This is a genomic window from Bacillus sp. Y3, from assembly GCF_008123875.1.
GTDB classification, from domain to species: Bacteria; Bacillota; Bacilli; order Bacillales; family Bacillaceae; genus Bacillus; species Bacillus altitudinis.
Genome location: NZ_VSSC01000012.1, coordinates 1 through 18,328 on the forward strand (window position 1 = coordinate 1; position 18,328 = coordinate 18,328).

At 42.0% G+C, this 18,328-nt stretch carries 20 protein-coding genes; all 20 read left to right on the top strand.

All coding sequences use genetic code 11. From position 1 onward, the window contains the following. Positions 1-225: 225 nt before the first annotated feature. The 20 genes from yabG (at position 226) to FXF70_RS18575 (ending at position 18,303) form a co-directional block, all read left to right on the top strand. Positions 226-1,110 (top strand): sporulation peptidase YabG, encoded by an 885-nt coding sequence (gene yabG, locus FXF70_RS18480; RefSeq protein ID WP_007496216.1) that lies wholly within the window; start codon positions 226-228, stop codon positions 1,108-1,110. 213 nt (positions 1,111-1,323) lie between these two features. Continuing rightward, positions 1,324-1,581 (top strand): biofilm formation stimulator Veg, encoded by a 258-nt coding sequence (veg, locus tag FXF70_RS18485; protein WP_003217979.1) that lies wholly within the window; start codon positions 1,324-1,326, stop codon positions 1,579-1,581. A gap of 162 nt (positions 1,582-1,743) precedes the next feature. Continuing rightward, a complete protein-coding gene (locus FXF70_RS18490) occupies positions 1,744-1,929 on the top strand; it encodes a small, acid-soluble spore protein, alpha/beta type (protein WP_017366434.1) in 186 nt (61 codons plus the stop codon). A 147-nt stretch (positions 1,930-2,076) separates the two neighbouring features. Further along, positions 2,077-2,946 carry a 4-(cytidine 5'-diphospho)-2-C-methyl-D-erythritol kinase gene (ispE, locus tag FXF70_RS18495; protein ID WP_017359321.1) on the top strand — a complete coding sequence of 290 codons (870 nt, stop codon included), beginning with the start codon at positions 2,077-2,079 and terminating at the stop codon, positions 2,944-2,946. 55 nt (positions 2,947-3,001) lie between these two features. Further along, positions 3,002-3,835, top strand: a complete 834-nt coding sequence (purR, locus tag FXF70_RS18500) for a pur operon repressor (protein WP_007496210.1) — start codon at positions 3,002-3,004, stop codon at positions 3,833-3,835. Between the two features lie 38 nt (positions 3,836-3,873). Then, positions 3,874-4,251 carry a 2-iminobutanoate/2-iminopropanoate deaminase gene (gene ridA, locus FXF70_RS18505; protein WP_008341860.1) on the top strand — a complete coding sequence of 126 codons (378 nt, stop codon included), beginning with the start codon at positions 3,874-3,876 and terminating at the stop codon, positions 4,249-4,251. Positions 4,252-4,475: 224 nt separating this feature from the next. Next, positions 4,476-4,772, top strand: a complete 297-nt coding sequence (spoVG, locus tag FXF70_RS18510; RefSeq protein WP_008357439.1) for a septation regulator SpoVG — start codon at positions 4,476-4,478, stop codon at positions 4,770-4,772. A gap of 198 nt (positions 4,773-4,970) precedes the next feature. Then, positions 4,971-6,341, top strand: a complete 1,371-nt coding sequence (gene glmU / locus FXF70_RS18515) for a bifunctional UDP-N-acetylglucosamine diphosphorylase/glucosamine-1-phosphate N-acetyltransferase GlmU (RefSeq protein WP_039962487.1) — start codon at positions 4,971-4,973, stop codon at positions 6,339-6,341. 22 nt (positions 6,342-6,363) lie between these two features. Then, entirely contained in the window at positions 6,364-7,317 is a 954-nt protein-coding gene (locus FXF70_RS18520; RefSeq protein ID WP_003217907.1) for a ribose-phosphate diphosphokinase, read from the top strand. A gap of 138 nt (positions 7,318-7,455) precedes the next feature. Continuing rightward, positions 7,456-8,082, top strand: a complete 627-nt coding sequence (locus FXF70_RS18525) for a 50S ribosomal protein L25/general stress protein Ctc (protein ID WP_008341853.1) — start codon at positions 7,456-7,458, stop codon at positions 8,080-8,082. Positions 8,083-8,222: 140 nt separating this feature from the next. Beyond that, complete coding sequence (pth, locus tag FXF70_RS18530; RefSeq protein WP_024719358.1) at positions 8,223-8,789, top strand: aminoacyl-tRNA hydrolase; 567 nt, start codon at positions 8,223-8,225, stop codon at positions 8,787-8,789. Between the two features lie 55 nt (positions 8,790-8,844). Next, positions 8,845-9,075 carry an anti-sigma-F factor Fin gene (gene fin, locus FXF70_RS18535; RefSeq protein WP_003217967.1) on the top strand — a complete coding sequence of 77 codons (231 nt, stop codon included), beginning with the start codon at positions 8,845-8,847 and terminating at the stop codon, positions 9,073-9,075. Positions 9,076-9,142: 67 nt separating this feature from the next. Beyond that, complete coding sequence (gene mfd, locus FXF70_RS18540; protein ID WP_148780885.1) at positions 9,143-12,676, top strand: transcription-repair coupling factor; 3,534 nt, start codon at positions 9,143-9,145, stop codon at positions 12,674-12,676. 139 nt (positions 12,677-12,815) lie between these two features. Continuing rightward, on the top strand, positions 12,816-13,352 hold the full coding sequence (spoVT, locus tag FXF70_RS18545) for a stage V sporulation protein T (RefSeq protein WP_007496196.1): 537 nt from the start codon (positions 12,816-12,818) through the stop codon (positions 13,350-13,352). A gap of 204 nt (positions 13,353-13,556) precedes the next feature. Next, complete coding sequence (locus FXF70_RS18550; RefSeq protein ID WP_017359317.1) at positions 13,557-15,161, top strand: putative polysaccharide biosynthesis protein; 1,605 nt, start codon at positions 13,557-13,559, stop codon at positions 15,159-15,161. Then, a complete protein-coding gene (yabN, locus tag FXF70_RS18555) occupies positions 15,151-16,635 on the top strand; it encodes a bifunctional methyltransferase/pyrophosphohydrolase YabN (RefSeq protein ID WP_148780886.1) in 1,485 nt (494 codons plus the stop codon). The genes FXF70_RS18550 and yabN overlap by 11 nt, the downstream gene beginning before the upstream one ends. Continuing rightward, positions 16,632-16,892 carry an RNA-binding S4 domain-containing protein gene (locus FXF70_RS18560; protein WP_008341839.1) on the top strand — a complete coding sequence of 87 codons (261 nt, stop codon included), beginning with the start codon at positions 16,632-16,634 and terminating at the stop codon, positions 16,890-16,892. The genes yabN and FXF70_RS18560 overlap by 4 nt, the downstream gene beginning before the upstream one ends. Before the next feature lie 74 nt (positions 16,893-16,966). Then, on the top strand, positions 16,967-17,275 hold the full coding sequence (gene yabP / locus FXF70_RS18565; RefSeq protein WP_007496190.1) for a sporulation protein YabP: 309 nt from the start codon (positions 16,967-16,969) through the stop codon (positions 17,273-17,275). After that, a complete protein-coding gene (gene yabQ, locus FXF70_RS18570) occupies positions 17,272-17,910 on the top strand; it encodes a spore cortex biosynthesis protein YabQ (protein WP_007496188.1) in 639 nt (212 codons plus the stop codon). The genes yabP and yabQ overlap by 4 nt, the downstream gene beginning before the upstream one ends. A gap of 18 nt (positions 17,911-17,928) precedes the next feature. Beyond that, positions 17,929-18,303, top strand: a complete 375-nt coding sequence (locus FXF70_RS18575; protein ID WP_007496186.1) for an FtsB family cell division protein — start codon at positions 17,929-17,931, stop codon at positions 18,301-18,303. Positions 18,304-18,328: the final 25 nt, after the last annotated feature.

Consider the following 18,328-nt stretch of genomic DNA (forward strand, 5'->3'; position numbering starts at 1 on the left):
TTTTCTCTATTATAAAATGGGATAGTGGAAAATTTAAGGGAAAAAATAAAGCTGTCGATATTTTCTCGACAGCCTGAAAGCCCTTTCATAAGGGCTTTTTTCTTTTGGTTTTCACCACTTCACCTGTTCAGGCATAGGCTAGAAAGAACAACACACCTGAAAGAAGAACAAGTGTAGCGTAAGACGATACCAACAGGATAAGAGCCTGATTGTGGAGTGAAAAGCATGCAATTTCAAATAGGAGATATGGTGACGAGGGCATCCTATCAGATGGATATTATGTTTCGTATCATTCGAATTGATGAGACAGACCAGCACGAAGCCACCGCCATTTTGCATGGGAATGAAGTGAGGCTGATTGCCGATGCGAAGATGTCAGATTTGGTCTTGATTCAAAAAGAGGAGCAGCTGACAAGAGAGAAAGACGATGAACGGAAAATTAACGAATCGCTCGACTTACTCAGGCAAGATTATCAGCTGCTTCGTGAAAAACAAGAGTATTATACGTCTGGACAATATCAGCATCAGGAGCAGTATTTTCATATGCCCGGAAAGGTTCTGCATTTAGATGGAGATGCTTCATACTTAAAGAAATGCTTAGATGTATATGAAAGAATCGGTGTACCTGTGTATGGTGTGCATTGCCATGAGAAGAAAATGCCAAGCATGATTGATTCATTAATTGATCAATATCGGCCTGATATTTTGGTCATCACAGGACATGATGCGTATTCTAAACAAAAGGGCGGTGTACACGATATTGGTGCATATCGTCATTCTCGTCATTTCGTTGAAACGGTTCAAAAGGCAAGAAGGAAGGTTCCGCATTTAGATCAGCTCGTGATCTTTGCAGGTGCCTGCCAATCTCATTTTGAATCATTAATTCAAGCAGGTGCTAATTTTGCAAGCTCACCCTCACGTGTCAACATTCATGCACTTGACCCCGTCTATATTGTTGCCAAGATCAGCTTCACTCCATTTGTAGATCGAATCAACGTGTGGGATGTGCTCCGAAATACACTGACGAGAGAAAAAGGTCTCGGAGGAATTGAAACAAGGGGTGTTTTAAGGGTAGGTATGCCATATAAAAGAGACCATGAATCGACATAACCCGACTGATTTCAGTCTGGTTTTTTTTATGCTCAAAAAGAAATTTCATATGAATACATAATTCACCGGAATTTGAGAAAAATAGGGAGGAGAAAAGGTAGAAGTTTGTCAAAATTATTTTGTTGACAATGGCTCGTGTTGGTTGATATAATTTAATTTTTATTTGACAAAAATGGGCCGTTGTTGTATAATTATCTCAGTGAGGTGGATGCAATGGCGAAGACTTTGTCCGACATCAAAAGATCGCTTGATGGTAACTTAGGTAAACGTTTGACGTTAAAGGCTAACGGAGGCCGCCGAAAAACAATTGAGCGTTCGGGCATTTTAGCTGAAACGTACCCTTCTGTTTTTGTGATTCAATTAGATCAAGATGAGAATTCGTTTGAAAGAGTTTCTTACAGTTATGCAGATATACTGACTGAGACGGTCGAATTAACGTTCGATGATACCGCTAGCTCAGTCGCCTATTAATGGGCAGTGAACTTTTTGTTTACTGCTTTTTGTTTTGCCTTTTTTTCTGTATGGGAGGCTGTCCATTATTTGAAAGGGGTAAAAGGCGGGAATCGATGCAAAATAAGAAAGCCACAAAGGAGTGGCGATGATTCGAATTCTCGACCAAAGGGGCTGTTTCGTTTGGGTAGACGCCGAGGCATTATGTCAGATGAGTTCAAATACGAGCTGGCGAAGGATCTTGGATTTTATGATACCGTCAAAAATGGAGGCTGGGGAGAGATTCGTGCGCGTGACGCAGGAAATATGGTCAAACGTGCCATTGAATTAGCTCAACAGCACATGGCTCAAGAAGAGAATCAACGATAAAGAAATGATCAGGGATACCTCGGGTGTCTCTGGTCTTTTTTGCTTGAAAAAGTGAGTGTGCTGGGGGCAAAAGCCAATATTCATCAGATCCATCAAATGTGATACAATATTGATACTTATGTTTAGATGGAGAAGTAGGTGAAATGTTTGCGTATTTTAGAAAAAGCACCGGCAAAAATTAATCTCTCACTTGATGTTCATGGAAAAAGACCGGATGGATATCACGAAGTGGAGATGGTGATGACAACAATAGATCTTGCAGATCGACTAGAGCTGACGGAGCTGGACAAAGACGAAATCCGTGTATCATCTCATAATCGTTTTGTGCCAGATGATCAACGGAATTTGGCTTATCAGGCAGCTAAATTATTAAAAACAAGATTCGGTATTCAAAAAGGCGTATCGATTGTCATCACAAAAGCAATTCCCGTCGCAGCAGGTTTAGCTGGAGGCAGCAGTGATGCCGCAGCAGCGCTTCGCGGCTTAAACCGTTTGTGGAAGTTAAATCTCACGTTAGATGAACTAGCTGAGCTTGGAGCGGAGATCGGCTCAGATGTCTCTTTTTGTGTACACGGAGGGACGGCGCTAGCGACAGGACGTGGAGAGAAACTAAAGCATATTGCGACACCGCCGCATTGCTGGGTGATTTTAGCGAAGCCGGTGATAGGGGTATCTACAGCTGAGGTCTACAGACAATATGACGCAAGCAAAGTAGAACACCCAAATGTACAGCGTATGATTGAAGCAATTGAAGCGAAAGATTATAAAGAGATGTGCGGCTCACTCGGTAACGTGTTGGAATCTGTGACATTAAAGATGTATCCGGAAGTCGATATGATTAAGAGACAGATGAAGCGTTTCGGAGCAGATGCTGTATTAATGAGCGGCAGCGGGCCAACTGTATTTGGCTTGATTCAATATGAATCGAAGGTACAAAGAATATATAACGGACTGAGAGGATTTTGTGATCAGGTTTACGCTGTCCGCATGATCGGCGAACAAAATACCCTTGATTAAATCCGTATATTAAGTTATATTATTCATAAATTATTCGGGTTCTGGGGGTAAGTTCATGAAGTTTCGTCGAAGCGGCAGATTGGTGGACTTAACAAATTATTTGTTAACCCACCCGCACGTACTAGTACCTTTAACTTTTTTTGCAGAGCGATATCAATCTGCAAAGTCCTCTATTAGTGAAGACTTAACGATTATCAAACAGACCTTCGAACAGCAGGGAATAGGGACTTTACTTACTGTACCTGGCGCTGCTGGCGGAGTGAAATATATTCCAAAGATTCATCTAAAAGAAGCAGACGAAGTCGTCAACGATATCGGAGAGGCATTATCAACTCCTGAACGTGTGCTTCCTGGCGGTTATTTATATTTAACTGATGTTTTAGGCAATCCATCGATTCTTGCGAAAATCGGTAAGCTTTTTGCGACCATTTTTTCGGATCGACCGATTGATGTTGTCATGACTGTTGCGACGAAAGGTATTCCGATTGCCTATTCTGTTGCAGGTTATTTAAATGTGCCTGTTGTGATCGTTAGAAAAGATAATAAGGTAACTGAAGGATCAACTGTGAGTATTAATTATGCATCAGGTTCTTCTAACCGAATTCAAACCATGTCACTTGCAAAGCGGAGCTTAGATAAAGGATCCAATGTGTTGATTATTGATGACTTTATGAAAGCAGGCGGAACCATTAATGGCATGATGAATCTTCTAGAGGAATTTAATGCAAATGTTGCAGGGATCGGTGTTTTATTAGAAGATGAAGGCGTAGATGAACGTCTTGTCGATGAATATGTATCACTTTTAAAGCTTTCAACCATTGATATGAAGCAGAAAATCATTGAGATTAATGAAGGTAATTTCCACGAGTTTTTTCATTCGAAAGCTTAAGTTTTGATCAAACATGTATTTGAATGGGAGAGATTGATATGACAAAAGTTGTTCAAACCAAAAACGCGCCAGCAGCCATTGGACCTTACTCTCAAGGGATTATCGTCAATAACATGTTTTACAGCTCAGGGCAGATTCCATTAACGCCAGCTGGAGATTTTGTGAATGGAGATATTAAAGAACAAACACATCAAGTGTTTCATAATCTTAAAGCCGTCCTTGAAGCAGCGGGTGCTTCCTTTGAAACAGTCGTGAAAGCAACGGTTTTCATTAAAGATATGGAACAATTCGCTGAAGTGAATGAAGTGTACGGTGAATACTTCCATACACATAAGCCAGCTCGTTCATGTGTAGAAGTAGCCAGACTTCCAAAAGATGCACTTGTAGAAATTGAAGTTGTGGCATTAGTGAAATAAACAGACCATCTCTTTGGAGGCCGTTTGGTTTCATTATATGTATGAAAAGGCATCGGCATGATGTCTTTTTTTACGCAACCGATGTAAGCGCCGTCATCAAAATGACAAAAAATGTATAAATATCCCGATATTTCAAAAAAAGTTTAAAAAAAGAGCAGGAGAATCACCACAATCGTTGAATACCTAATTAATGCTTTTATATTGGGAAAAGGTGGTGAACTACTGTGGAAGTTACTGACGTAAGATTACGCCGCGTGAATACCGATGGTCGCATGAGGGCGATTGCATCCATCACGCTGGACCACGAATTTGTTGTTCATGATATTCGTGTGATTGATGGAAACAATGGCTTGTTTGTTGCAATGCCTAGCAAACGTACGCCTGATGGAGAGTTTCGCGACATTGCACATCCAATTAATTCAAGCACTCGGGGTAAAATCCAAGATGCTGTTTTAAATGAGTATCATCGCTTAGGCGAAGAGGAAGAGACAATTGAATATGAAGAAGCTGGAGCTTCTTAAAGATATGTGAACCTAAAAAGACAGCTTTAAGAGAAAATGAATGTTTTCTTTTAAATGCTGTCTTTTTTGCGTTTTTCCTCATGATTCTTTTAAGTTTCAACCATTAGAAAATTAATGTACTTCCTCTTGTATCCTTGAAATCAGTCCTTATTTAGGATATATTTTTCTATGGATAATAGGGATATTGGAGGCCAATCAATGGATAAGCGGTTCGCAGTGATTTTAGCAGCGGGAAAAGGAACAAGAATGAAGTCAAAGTTATACAAAGTACTTCATCCAGTTTGCGGAAAGCCAATGGTCGAGCATGTGGCAGATCAAGCGTTAAAGCTATCTTTAGCCAAGCTTGTGACGATTGTCGGTCATGGAGCTGAGGACGTCAAGGAGCAGCTTGGGGACAGAAGTGAATATGCACTTCAAGAAGAACAGCTGGGAACAGCACATGCCGTCAAACAAGCTAAATCGTTCCTCGCGCAGGAAAAGGGAACAACCATTGTCATTTGTGGAGATACACCATTATTGACAGCGGAAACAATGGAAGCCATGTTAAACGAGCATCAAAAACAACAAGCGAAAGTGACGATTTTGACAGCACACGCGGATGATCCAACAGGTTATGGACGTATTATTCGTGATGAAACAGGTGCTGTAGTAAAAATCGTCGAGCATAAAGATGCAAATGATGCTGAACGTCAAGTGAATGAAATTAATACTGGAACCTATTGCTTTTCAAATGAAGATCTCTTCCGTGTGATTGAGCAAGTGTCAAATGAAAATGCACAAGGTGAATACTATTTGCCAGATGTCATTGAAATTCTAAAGAATGAAGGACAGACGGTTGCAGCGTATCAAACACCGCATTTTGAAGAAACACTTGGAGTCAATGATCGTATCGCTCTATCACAAGCAGAGCAATTCATGAAGCGACGTATTAATCATCAGCATATGAAGAATGGTGTAACCTTGATTGATCCTGAGAACACGTATATCTCGCCAGATGCAGTCATCGGTGAAGATACAATGATTTATCCTGGGACGGTCATCAAAGGGAATGTAAAGATTGGTGCAGATGCCACAATCGGTCCGAACACTGAAATTGTTGATAGCGTAATTGGAGATCGGACAGTCATTAAGCAGTCTGTTGTCTGTGATAGTGAAGTTGGAGTAGATGTGACAATTGGACCGTTTGCTCATATTCGCCCGTTGTCGAAAATTGGCGATGAAGTGAAGATCGGAAATTTTGTCGAAATCAAGAAAACAGTTTTCGGTGACCGAAGCAAAGCGTCTCATCTTAGCTATATTGGAGATGCAGAGGTCGGAGCGGATGTAAACCTTGGTTGTGGATCCATTACAGTTAATTATGATGGGAAGAACAAATTCTTAACGAAGATTGAAGATGGCGCATTTATTGGCTGCAATTCAAATCTCGTTGCACCAGTCACTGTCGGAAAAGGGGCATATGTTGCAGCCGGTTCAACGGTTACAGAAGATGTACCGCAGGATGCATTGTCTATTGCTAGAGCAAGACAAGTCAATAAAGAAGATTATGTGAAAAATATTCATAAAAAATAATCCAAATACCCGGAGGTTTACCATGTCTAATCGTTATGCTGATGCGAATTTAAAGATATTCTCTTTGAATTCAAACCCTGAACTTGCCAAAGAAATTGCCGATCGAATCGGAGTTGATGTAGGAAAGAGCTCTGTTAAACGTTTTAGTGACGGTGAAGTCCAAATCAATATTGAAGAAAGTATCCGCGGCTGTGATTGTTATGTTATTCAATCTACTAGTGCGCCAGTCAATGAGCACATTATGGAGCTACTCATTATGGTAGATGCACTAAAACGCGCTTCTGCGAAAACGGTCAATATTGTCATCCCTTATTACGGATATGCACGTCAAGATCGTAAGGCGAAACCTCGTGAGCCAATCACGGCGAAGCTTTTTGCGAACTTACTTGAAACAGCAGGTGCTACACGTGTCATTGCACTTGATCTTCATGCGCCGCAAATCCAAGGTTTCTTTGATATTCCAATCGATAACTTAATGGCTGTGCCAATCTTAACAAACTATTTTGAACAGAAAAACTTGAATGATATCGTTGTTGTGTCTCCTGACCACGGTGGTGTTACGCGTGCGCGCAAAATGGCGGACCGCCTGAAAGCACCAATCGCAATTATCGACAAACGTCGTCCGAAGCCGAACGTGGCTGAAGTGATGAACATCATTGGGAACATTGAAGGCAAAACGGCGATTCTCATCGATGATATCATTGATACAGCTGGTACGATTACACTTGCTGCAAATGCACTTGTGGAAAATGGAGCGGCTGAAGTCTATGCTTGTTGTACTCACCCAGTATTGTCTGGACCAGCAGTAGAACGTATTACAAACTCTAAAATTAAAGAATTAGTTGTGACAAACAGTATTCACCTAACAGATGACAAGAAAGTTGGAAAATTCATTCCGCTTTCAGTTGGGCCTTTGCTTGCAGAAGCCATCATCCGTGTACATGAAGAAGAATCTGTGAGCTACCTTTTCAGCTAATTTTCTGATTGAAAAAGGCCCTAGGCATCCGCTTGGGGTCTTTTTGCTGTGATAAATGAAAGGCAAACATGTTTAAAATGATTCAGTTATGGGTATTTATGAAAGTAGTGACAAAAAAGAAATAGGATGGTGCTGAATATGGCAACTTTAAAAGCAAATAAAAGAACTGATTTCAAACGTTCCACACTGCAAAAAATCCGTCATTCAGGACACGTTCCTGGTGTCATATACGGAAAAAATACAGACAACCTTGCTGTTTCATTAGACAGTATTGATTTATTAAAGACATTACGTGATGAAGGAAAAAACACAATCATCACATTAGACGTTGGCGGAGAAACAAAATCTGTGATGGTAACAGAACTGCAAACAGATCCGTTGAAAAATGAGCTAGTCCACGCTGATTTCCAAGTGGTTGACTTACAGCGAGAAATTGACGCAGATGTACCTGTACAACTCATTGGCGAATCCAAAGGTGTAAAGGATGGCGGTGTGCTTCAGCAGCCACTATTTGAGCTATCCATTACAGCGAAACCAAAGGATATCCCGCAAAATATTGAAGCTGATATTACAAACTTAGAAGTAAATGACGTACTAACAGTTGGTGATCTGTCTGTTCAGTCTACGTATCAAATTAATAATGATCCAGAAGAAGTTGTTGCTTCGATCTTACCGCCTCAGCAATCAGAGGTTCCAGAGCCAGATAGTGAAGAGGAAACGCAAGAGCCTGAGGCCATTAAAGAAAAAGATGACAGCGAAGAATAACTGGTCAATTAGAGACGTAACCCTCCCGCGGTTACGTCTTTTGTGCTAGAATGAAAAGAATTCATACGTTTTGCATGAGGCAATCACATTGGCTCATTTTTTAGGCGTGTGCATGTGCGACAAAGGAGGTTATTGGTTTCATGATTGCGTTCGTTGGATTGGGTAATCCAGGAAAAGAATATGAAAAAACAAGACATAACGTCGGGTTTATGACTATAGATGAACTATCAAAAAAATGGGACATCCCATTAAATCAATCAAAATTCCATGGACAATATGGAACTGGGTTTGTTTCGGGGCAAAAGGTTCTACTTGTGAAGCCTCTTACATATATGAACTTATCAGGGGAATGTGTGCGTCCGCTGATGGATTACTATGATATTCCCCTTGAACATTTGAAGGTTATCTATGATGATCTTGATTTGCCAACGGGCCGGATTCGTTTGCGTACTAAAGGAAGTGCAGGCGGACATAACGGAATCAAATCGTTGATTCAGCATTTAGGTTCACCAGAGTTTGACCGATTTCGTATCGGCATTGGCCGTCCACAAAACGGCATGAAGGTCGTCGATTACGTACTAGGACGCTTCTCAGAGGAAGAACAGCCTGATATCTCATCTGCTATTCAATCATCTGTTGAAGCTTGTGAAGCGGCTTTAACAAAGCCATTTTTAGAAGTGATGAATGATTTTAACAAGAAGGTATAAGAATGATAAGCAAAGCACATACTGATCATAAAATCTCAGCATGGGAGGATCACGTATGGCTTTGCACTATTACTGCCGGCACTGTGGTGTAAAGGTTGGCAGTCTAGATGAATCCGCTGTCCAAAGTGAAGCACTTGGATTTCATCACTTAACAAATGAGGAAAGAAACGATATGATTTCTTATAGGGAAAATGGTGATTTACATGTACAAACCATTTGTGAGGATTGCCAAGAGGCGCTCGAAAGAAATCCTGATTACCATCAGTATCATACCTTTATTCAATAAAAAGCTTTGGTGTAGATAATAGACCAAAGCGTTTTTCTGTTTTAAACAAGCAGGGAGGAGGAGCCAAATGAAAAACATACAATCATTTATCAAACAAAGTGATGATTTTCAGTCCATTTTTAATGGGCTAAAGGAAGGTTTAAAAGAACAACTGCTCGCCGGACTATCAGGCTCCGTCAGATCTTTATTTACAGCCGCCATATCAGACGAATTAAAGCGGCCGATGTTTATTGTGACACACAACTTATATCAAGCGCAGAAGGTCACAGATGATCTAGCAAGTGTGATGCCAGATCGCTCGGTCCTTCTTTATCCTGTCAATGAACTCATTGCATCTGAAATTGCTGTGGCAAGCCCGGAGCTTAGAGCGCAGCGTCTTGATGTATTGAATCGTCTCGCGAATGGAGAAAATCCGATTGTCGTGACCCCAGCAGCTGCAGTGCGTAGAATGCTTCCTCCTGTAGAGCTCTGGAAGGAGAGTCAGATCCATTTAAAGGTTGGTGAAGAAATTGATTTGGAGGCGTTTTCAAAACAACTCGTGCAAATCGGTTATGACCGGACGTCCATGGTCGCTGCGCCCGGAGACTTTAGTGTGCGCGGAGGAATCATTGACATTTATGCGTTAACGGAAGACCACCCGATCCGTATTGAGCTGTTTGATACAGAAGTGGATTCTATTCGGTCCTTCCACTCTGACACGCAGCGTTCATTGGAAACACTTCAAGAAATCAAGATTGGCCCGGCGAAAGAGCTGATTGTAAGAGCGCCTGAACGAGTGAGAGCGATTGAACAGCTTGACGAAGGTCTTGCCAGTAGCTTAAAGAAATTCAACTCGGATAAACAAAAAGAACTGCTCCATCAGAATATTTCTGCTGATCGTGAGAAGCTGCTAGAAGGTATTGTGACACAAGAAATGACGAAGTATCTGTCCTATTTCTATGAAAAGCCTGCTAGTTTGCTAGATTATACATCGCAGGATACGATTATCATTCTAGATGAAATCAGCAGAATTCAGGAGATGGAAGAACAGCTTGAACAGGAAGAAGCAGATTGGACAATTAGTCTGCTGGAAGAAGGGAATATCCTGCATGATCTAGCCCTTTCCTTCCCATTTCAAGAGCTATTCAATCAGCAATCGAGATTGATTCTGTACTATTCCTTATTTTTGAGACATGTTCAGCAGACCAATCCGCAAAATATCGTCAATGTATCTAGTAAGCAAATGCAGAATTTCCATGGGCAGATGAATGTGCTTGCAAGTGAAATTGAACGCTACAAAAAGCAGAATTATACGGTTGTCTTTTTAGGTGCGGATGAAGAGCGGACAGAGAAGCTGTCATCTGTCTTGCATGATTATGACATTGAAGCAGCTCTTGCTAAACCTGATGCTGAGCTTGTCAGCGGGCAAGTATATATTTTACAAGGTGAGCTGCAAACCGGTTTTGAACTGCCTTTATCCAAAATTGCTGTCATTACAGAGGGTGAACTTTTCAAGAAACGTGTGAAGAAGCAGGCACGTAAGCAAAAGCTGACGAACGCAGAGCGAATCAAAAGCTATTCAGAGCTGCAAGTGGGCGATTATGTGGTGCACATTAACCACGGGATCGGTAAGTATTTAGGAATTGAAACGCTTGAAATTGGCGGCATTCATAAAGATTATTTAAATATTCATTATCAAGGAAGCGATAAGCTTTATGTCCCTGTTGAACAAATTGATCAGGTGCAGAAGTATGTTGGGTCAGAAGGAAAAGAACCAAAGCTATACAAACTAGGCGGTAGCGACTGGAAGCGCGTGAAGAAAAAAGTAGAATCATCTGTGCAGGACATTGCAGATGATCTAATTAAGCTGTACGCAGAACGTGAAGCAAGCAAAGGGTATGCCTTCTCGCCTGACCATGAGATGCAGCGCCAGTTTGAATCTGCATTCCCTTACCAAGAAACAGACGATCAAATTCGCTCGATTCATGAAATCAAGCAAGACATGGAGCGGGAGCGCCCGATGGATCGTCTGCTTTGTGGAGATGTGGGCTATGGAAAAACAGAGGTGGCGATTCGAGCGGCCTTCAAAGCCATTGCTGACGGGAAACAGGTGGCACTGCTTGTACCAACAACGATCTTAGCGCAGCAGCATTTTGACACGATTATGGACAGATTCCAAGACTATCCTGTTAAAATTGCTCAGCTTAGCCGCTTCCGTACACGAAAAGAAACAACAGAAACCTTAAAAGGGCTGAAAAACGGAACGATTGATATGGTCATCGGGACGCATCGTCTTCTTTCAAAAGACATTGTGTACAAGGATTTAGGACTGTTAATTATCGATGAAGAGCAGCGCTTCGGTGTGACGCATAAAGAGAAAATTAAACAAATGAAAGCCAATATTGATGTGCTGACGTTAACGGCAACGCCAATTCCTCGTACGCTTCATATGTCGATGCTTGGCGTACGTGACTTATCTGTTATTGAAACGCCACCTGAGAACCGTTTCCCAGTTCAAACCTATGTTGTCGAGTACAATGGTGCGTTAGTTAGAGAAGCCATTGAGCGAGAACTGGCAAGAGGCGGTCAAGTGTACTTCCTTTATAACCGAGTGGAGGATATTGAACGAAAAGCAGATGAAATCTCGATGCTTGTTCCAGACGCAAAAGTAAGCTACGCACATGGGAAAATGAGTGAGAACGAGCTGGAATCCGTGATGATTAATTTCCTAGAAGGTGAATCGGATGTACTCGTCAGTACAACCATTATCGAAACGGGCGTAGACATTCCAAATGTGAACACGCTCATTGTTCACGATGCTGATAAAATGGGGCTTTCGCAACTGTACCAGTTAAGAGGACGAGTTGGGCGCTCGAATCGTGTGGCCTATGCTTATTTCACTTATCGAAAAGATAAAGTGCTTTCTGAAGTAGCTGAGAAAAGACTTCAAGCTATTAAAGAATTCACTGAGCTCGGATCAGGCTTTAAGATTGCGATGCGTGACTTAACGATTCGAGGAGCAGGAAATTTACTTGGTGCACAGCAACATGGATTTATTGATTCTGTTGGATTCGACCTTTACTCTCAAATGCTGAAAGAAGCCATTGAAGAAAGAAGAGGCGATACGACTGCTCAAGAAAAATTTGAGCCGGAAATTGATCTCCAAATTGATGCCTACATTCCAGATAGCTATATTTCTGATGGCAAACAAAAGATCGAGATGTATAAACAGTTTAGAGCGATTGGATCTATAGAAGAGCGGAAAGAGCTTCAAGATGAAATGATTGACCGATTCGGAGAATATCCGCAAGAAGTGGCTGATTTGTTCACGATTGCGACGATGAAGGTGTACGCTGTGCAGGAACGTGTCGAGTTGATCAAGATGGAGAAAGGCATTGTCAGACTCACTCTCGATGAAAAAGCTAGCAGCGACATCGATGGTCAAAAATTATTTGAGCTTGGCAGTCAATATGGCCGTGATATCGGTCTTGGCATGGAAGGTAGCAAGCTGATTATTTCTGTCCAAACAAAAGGCAAGAAAACGGAGGAGTGGCTTGAAGTCGTTCTTCGTATGCTTCGAGGTCTTCAAGATGTGAAAAAAGAAACCATTCCATCTTCATAAAATTTTGTTGGTCTCTCGTGTATATTACGTTTGATGTGACGGATACTAATCTCAGGGTCAAGTGGTGAATGTTGCATAAAGTGGACGCTTTTGTTCCATTCACCCAACACATCATCAAACGAAAGAGAGGCAGCAGTGAATGAAAGCAACTGGAATTGTACGCCGCATCGATGATCTAGGTAGAGTGGTTATACCGAAGGAGATTCGCAGAACATTGCGCATCCGGGAAGGAGATCCACTTGAGATTTTTGTCGACCGCGATGGAGAAGTCATTTTGAAGAAGTATTCACCGATTAGTGAGCTAGGAGACTTTGCGAAGGAATATGCTGATGCATTATTCGACAGTTTGGGTCATTCTATCCTCATCTGTGATCGTGATACGTATATTGCTGTATCCGGTAGTTCAAAAAAAGAGTACTTAAACAAATCCATTAGTGATTTACTTGAACGAACAATGGATCAGCGTAATTCTGTATTAGAGGACAGCAAGAAAGAAATTCAGCTTGTGGATGGTATTGATGATGATGTATCAGCTTATACCATTGCACCTATTGTTGCAAACGGAGATCCAATTGGCGCCGTCGTCTTATTTTCTAAAGAGCGTTCAATGGGAGAAGTGGAGCATAAAGCGGCAGAAACGGCAGCTGGCTTCTTAGCCCGTCAAATGGAACATTAGGTCTAATAAATCTATATCATTTTGATAAAACGAAAGAATGCCGATGAAATCATCTGATTTTGTCGGCGTTTTTTATATGGGATGAAACAAAACAATGAATGTATCGTCTACTCCTTAGAAAGAAACGGCTTGCCAGTCACGTATGATATAATGAGTGCGTTTAAATGCAGGTATATTTTTTGATTGAACATAAAGGAGTCATCCATGAAAAATGCTGTAAATCAGCCGCATTGGCTTTTCCAAGGTGCGGTGATTTTAACCATCGCAGGCTTGTTATCAAAGGTACTGAGTGCCGTATATCGTGTCCCTTTTCAAAATATCGTAGGAGACACAGGTTTTTATATTTATCAGCAGGTCTATCCCTTTCTTGGCATTGCGATCATGCTCGGCACCACTGGTTTTCCTGTGATGGTGTCCAAGCTCCTGAGCGAGCATGGTGAGGAGAATCGCCGAATCATTACAAAGGTATCCTTGGTGTATATCACTTTGCTGAGCTTGGCCTTATTTCTTTGTTTATACATAGGAGCAGGCACAATTGCGAATCTCATGGCGGACAGTCAATTAATGCTGCTCATCCAGATGAGTTCGTTTGTGTTTTTGTTTCTGCCGCTTACCGTGATGCTGAGGGGTGTTTTTCAGAGTGATGGGCTGATGCTCCCCACTGCGGTCTCTCAATTGGCTGAGCAGCTCATCAGAGTAGGCGTCCTGCTTGTTTTATCTTTCTATTTTGTGAGACATGGCTATTCGCTTTATGAAACAGGAGCGGGTGCGGTGTTCTCTTCTATAGCTGGAAGTGCGGCTTCACTCATTTTGCTTCTTTTCCTTTGGCTGACCTATCGGAAGCGGTCGTCAGCGAGCAAGACATTAAAACAGGCTACACTGCGGAAAAAAGATGTGCTGAAGAGTTTGGTGCTGTATACATTGACGATTTGTGTGAGTGGATTGCTGATCCTATGGATGCAAATGATCGATGCTTTTCACCTGTATGCGCTGCTGCGCAGTGAGGGACTGAGTGAAGCAGATGCAAAGGCGGCAAAAGGCGTGTATGACCGAGGTCAGCCGTTCTTGCAGCTCGGGACGGTGTTTGCAATTAGTATCGGGACGTCTCTTGTTCCGTTTTTGTCGTCGGCCTTAAGAAAAGGGCAGCATAAAGCAATTCGTGAAAAAGTACGTACATCGTTTAAGGCAACATCGGTGCTGGGGATTGGTTCAGCTGTCGGTCTTATATGTATTTTATCGTCTGTGAACATCATGCTTTTTCGTAATGACTTAGGGACAGATGCGCTGCAAATATTTTGCATATCCATTGCCTTTACATCAATGGCGATTACGCAAACCGCTTTACTTCAGGGTCTGGGACATACCGTGTACCCGGCTGTTGTGGTCCTGATCAGTGTACTGGTGAAATGGGGTCTGACGCTGGCTCTTGTCCCGTTATTCGGCATTTATGGAGCCGCATGGTCGACTGTTTGTGGGTTTCTCGCCGCCGCTGCGCTCAATGCGGTGTATTTGAAGCATAAAGGGTGGATTTCAATAAGAGAGCTATTCCCAGTGAAAATTCTTTTATCAGCAGCATTCATGGCTGTCGTTTTAATTGGATATCAGGCATTGTTTTCTTGGGTCATTCCCTTTGAGAAACGTCCGTTTTCTGTTTTAGAGAGCCTGACTTCAGTTTTTATTGGTGGTTTCGCCTTTTTATATAGTATTCTTAAGCTAGACGTATTTACGGAAGAGGAATGGAGACTCATTCCATTAGGAGAAAAGATTTTATATTTTAAACAGATGAGAGGGAATCGAAATGGCAGGTAAGATTACAGTCGTTGGTCTTGGGGCAGGCGACATGGATCAGCTGACGCTCGGTGTATATAAGCAGCTGAAGCAGGCGAAAGAAGTATACATGAGAACGCAGGATCATCCACTCACCGCAGAATTGATGCAGGAGGTCCCGTCTCTGACCTTTTTTGATGAGATATATGAAAAGCATGATCAGTTTGATGCAGTGTATGAGGAAATCACAGACATTCTCTTCCAAGAGGCTGAGGGGAAAGATATTGTGTATGCAGTACCAGGTCACCCGTTTGTAGCGGAAAAGACAGTGCAGCTTCTTGTTTCACAACAGAAGGAGCGCGGGGTTGAGGTGTACGTCGCTGGTGGACAAAGCTTTTTGGATGCGACGTTTAATTCCTTACAGATTGACCCAGTTGAAGGGCTGCAATTCGTTGACGCAGGGGATATGAGAGCGGATGATCTGAAGTTGACCCAGCATGTGCTGATCTGTCAGGTATATGATCAGATGACAGCCTCGAATGTGAAGCTGACCCTCATGGAAAAGCTACCTGACGATTATGAAGTCTTTATCGTAACGGCAGCTGGAAGCAGTCAGGAGCAGATTACAGGTGTTCCTTTATTTGAACTTGATCGAGATGTGTCGATAAATAACTTAACGAGTGTTTATGTGCCTCCAATCCAAGATGAAAAGCTACTCTATCAACAATTTGACACTTTCCGTGAAGTCATTCGTACATTAAGAGGTCCTGGCGGCTGTCCTTGGGATCAAAAACAAACGAATGAGTCGCTCAAACCATATTTAATTGAAGAATGTTATGAGCTGCTGGAAGCCATAGATGAAGACGATCCAGATCATATGGTTGAAGAACTCGGAGATGTACTGCTGCAAGTTTTACTCCATGCCCAAATTGGTGAAGATGATGGTTACTTCTCAATGGATGACGTCATCCAGCATGTCACAGAAAAAATGATTCGACGACATCCGCATGTGTTTGGTGATACGGATGTGTCTGAAGCATCAGATGTCGTCGCCAACTGGGAAAAAATCAAGCAGCAGGAAAAACCGGAGCGTGCAGCTTCTATTTTGCAATCCATTCCAACGACTCTTCCAGCTTTAACAAAAGCCTATAAGCTCCAAAAGAAAGCAGCAAAAGTGGGCTTCGACTGGACAGAAGTAGAGGATATTTGGAACAAATACGAAGAAGAAAAGCAGGAATTCCTTGTGGAAGTGGCAGATAAGACGGGTGAAGGTGCAACAAAGCAAATGAAGGATGAATTTGGGGATCTTTTGTTTGTTCTCGTCAACATTGGAAGATTTTATCATCTAGAGCCTGAAACCGCCCTCTCTTCTGCAAACACAAAATTCATGCGGCGCTTTCAGCATATTGAACAAAAAGCAAAGGACATAGGGCGTTCACTAGAGGACTTGACCTTAGAAGAAATGGACGATCTGTGGAACGATGCCAAACGTATAGAAAGAGGTGAACATACATGAGACTAGATAAATTCTTAAAAGTGTCTCGTTTAATCAAAAGAAGAACATTGGCAAAAGAAGTAGCTGATCAAGGGAGAATTTCCATTAATGGCACGCAGGCGAAAGCCAGCTCTGACGTGAAAGAAGGGGACGAGCTTCAAATTCGCTTTGGTCAAAAGCTTGTGACTGTTCAAGTAAACGAGTTAAAAGACACCACCAAAAAAGAAGAAGCTGCTGGCATGTATACCGTGCTAAAAGAAGAAAAAACAGCAGAATAGGGCTTGTTCTAAATGTCCCGCCTGTCACATACAATGCAGTAACAATGCAAGTATGAGATATGGGGGATGTATAAATGAATCAATATTATAATCAACCTCAAGGCACGAAGTTGTCATCAGAAGCCGAGCATCATGTCACAATGCGCAACAGAAAGCATTTAGATATTACCGGGGTCAAACAGGTCGAGAGCTTTGATAATGAAGAATTTCTGCTTGAGACTGTCATGGGAGTCCTCGCCATTCGCGGAGAAAATCTGCAAATGAAAAACTTAGATGTAGAAAAGGGCGTTGTGTCCATTAAAGGGCGTGTCTTTGACTTAATCTATGTAGATGAGCAGCACGGGGAGAAAGCTAAAGGATTTTTTAGCAAGCTGTTTAAATGACACTGACGGTCCAGTTTTATACGATGCTTTCGATGGCGGCGATGGGCATCTGGCTGGGCGCATCGCTGGATACGTACAAGCTGTTTGTGAACCGGGAAAAAACAGCAAAATGGCTGCTGGTCATTCACGACCTCCTTTTTTGGGTGGTGCAGGGTCTGTTGTTCTTTTATGTCCTGCTGCTAACCAATGAGGGAGAATTCAGACTTTATATTTTTCTAGCTGTTGCTTTAGGTTTCTCGATGTATCAGGCATTGATGAAACAGCTGTATATGAACATCCTCAAGTTTGTGATGAGGTGTATTTATCAGACTGTTCTCTTCCTGAAAAGGCTGATCATGTCGATGGTTTTCCAGCCCATTCGCTGGATCGTCGGTTTGATCATAAGTGCTCTTCTGTTCTTGTTCCACTCGCTCTTACGCCTTGTTCGTTTTGCGTTTCGACTCGTGTGGAAGGTGCTGTATATTGTTTGTTATCCGCTTATTTGGTTACTCAATGTGACCATTATTCATCGAATTCCCGAAAAATGGCGAACATCAATGAGGTTGTTTTTCTCAAAAGGAGCAGGAATTTTACAAGGGATCAAGAAATTATCTCGTACCATGAAAACGAAATGGAAACAATTCTGGACAAAGTAAGAGAGGAGGCCTTCATCCTTGAACGAGAGAAAAAGAAATATCGCACAAATTCAAAATGATTATCAAAAACAAATGGAACAGCAAGCGCAGCGCCTAAAACGCAAACGCCGGGGACTCCTTAGAAGGCTTACCGTGTTTGGAGTCATTGTGCTCATGTTTGCTGTTTTGGTAACAAGTGCCCTCTGGTCGCAATCGTCTGCATTGAAAGAAAAAGAAGAGAAGAAGGTTGCGCTTGAAAAAGAATTGAAGCAATTACAAACAAAGCAGGAAGATATTTCTGATGAAATCAAAAAGCTGAAAAGCAAAGAATACGTACTCGAACTGGCACGACGGGACTATTATATGTCTAAAAAAGGCGAAAAAATCTTTGATGTGGGCAATAAGAGCGATTAGCCTTGTTGACACTTAAAATTCAGTT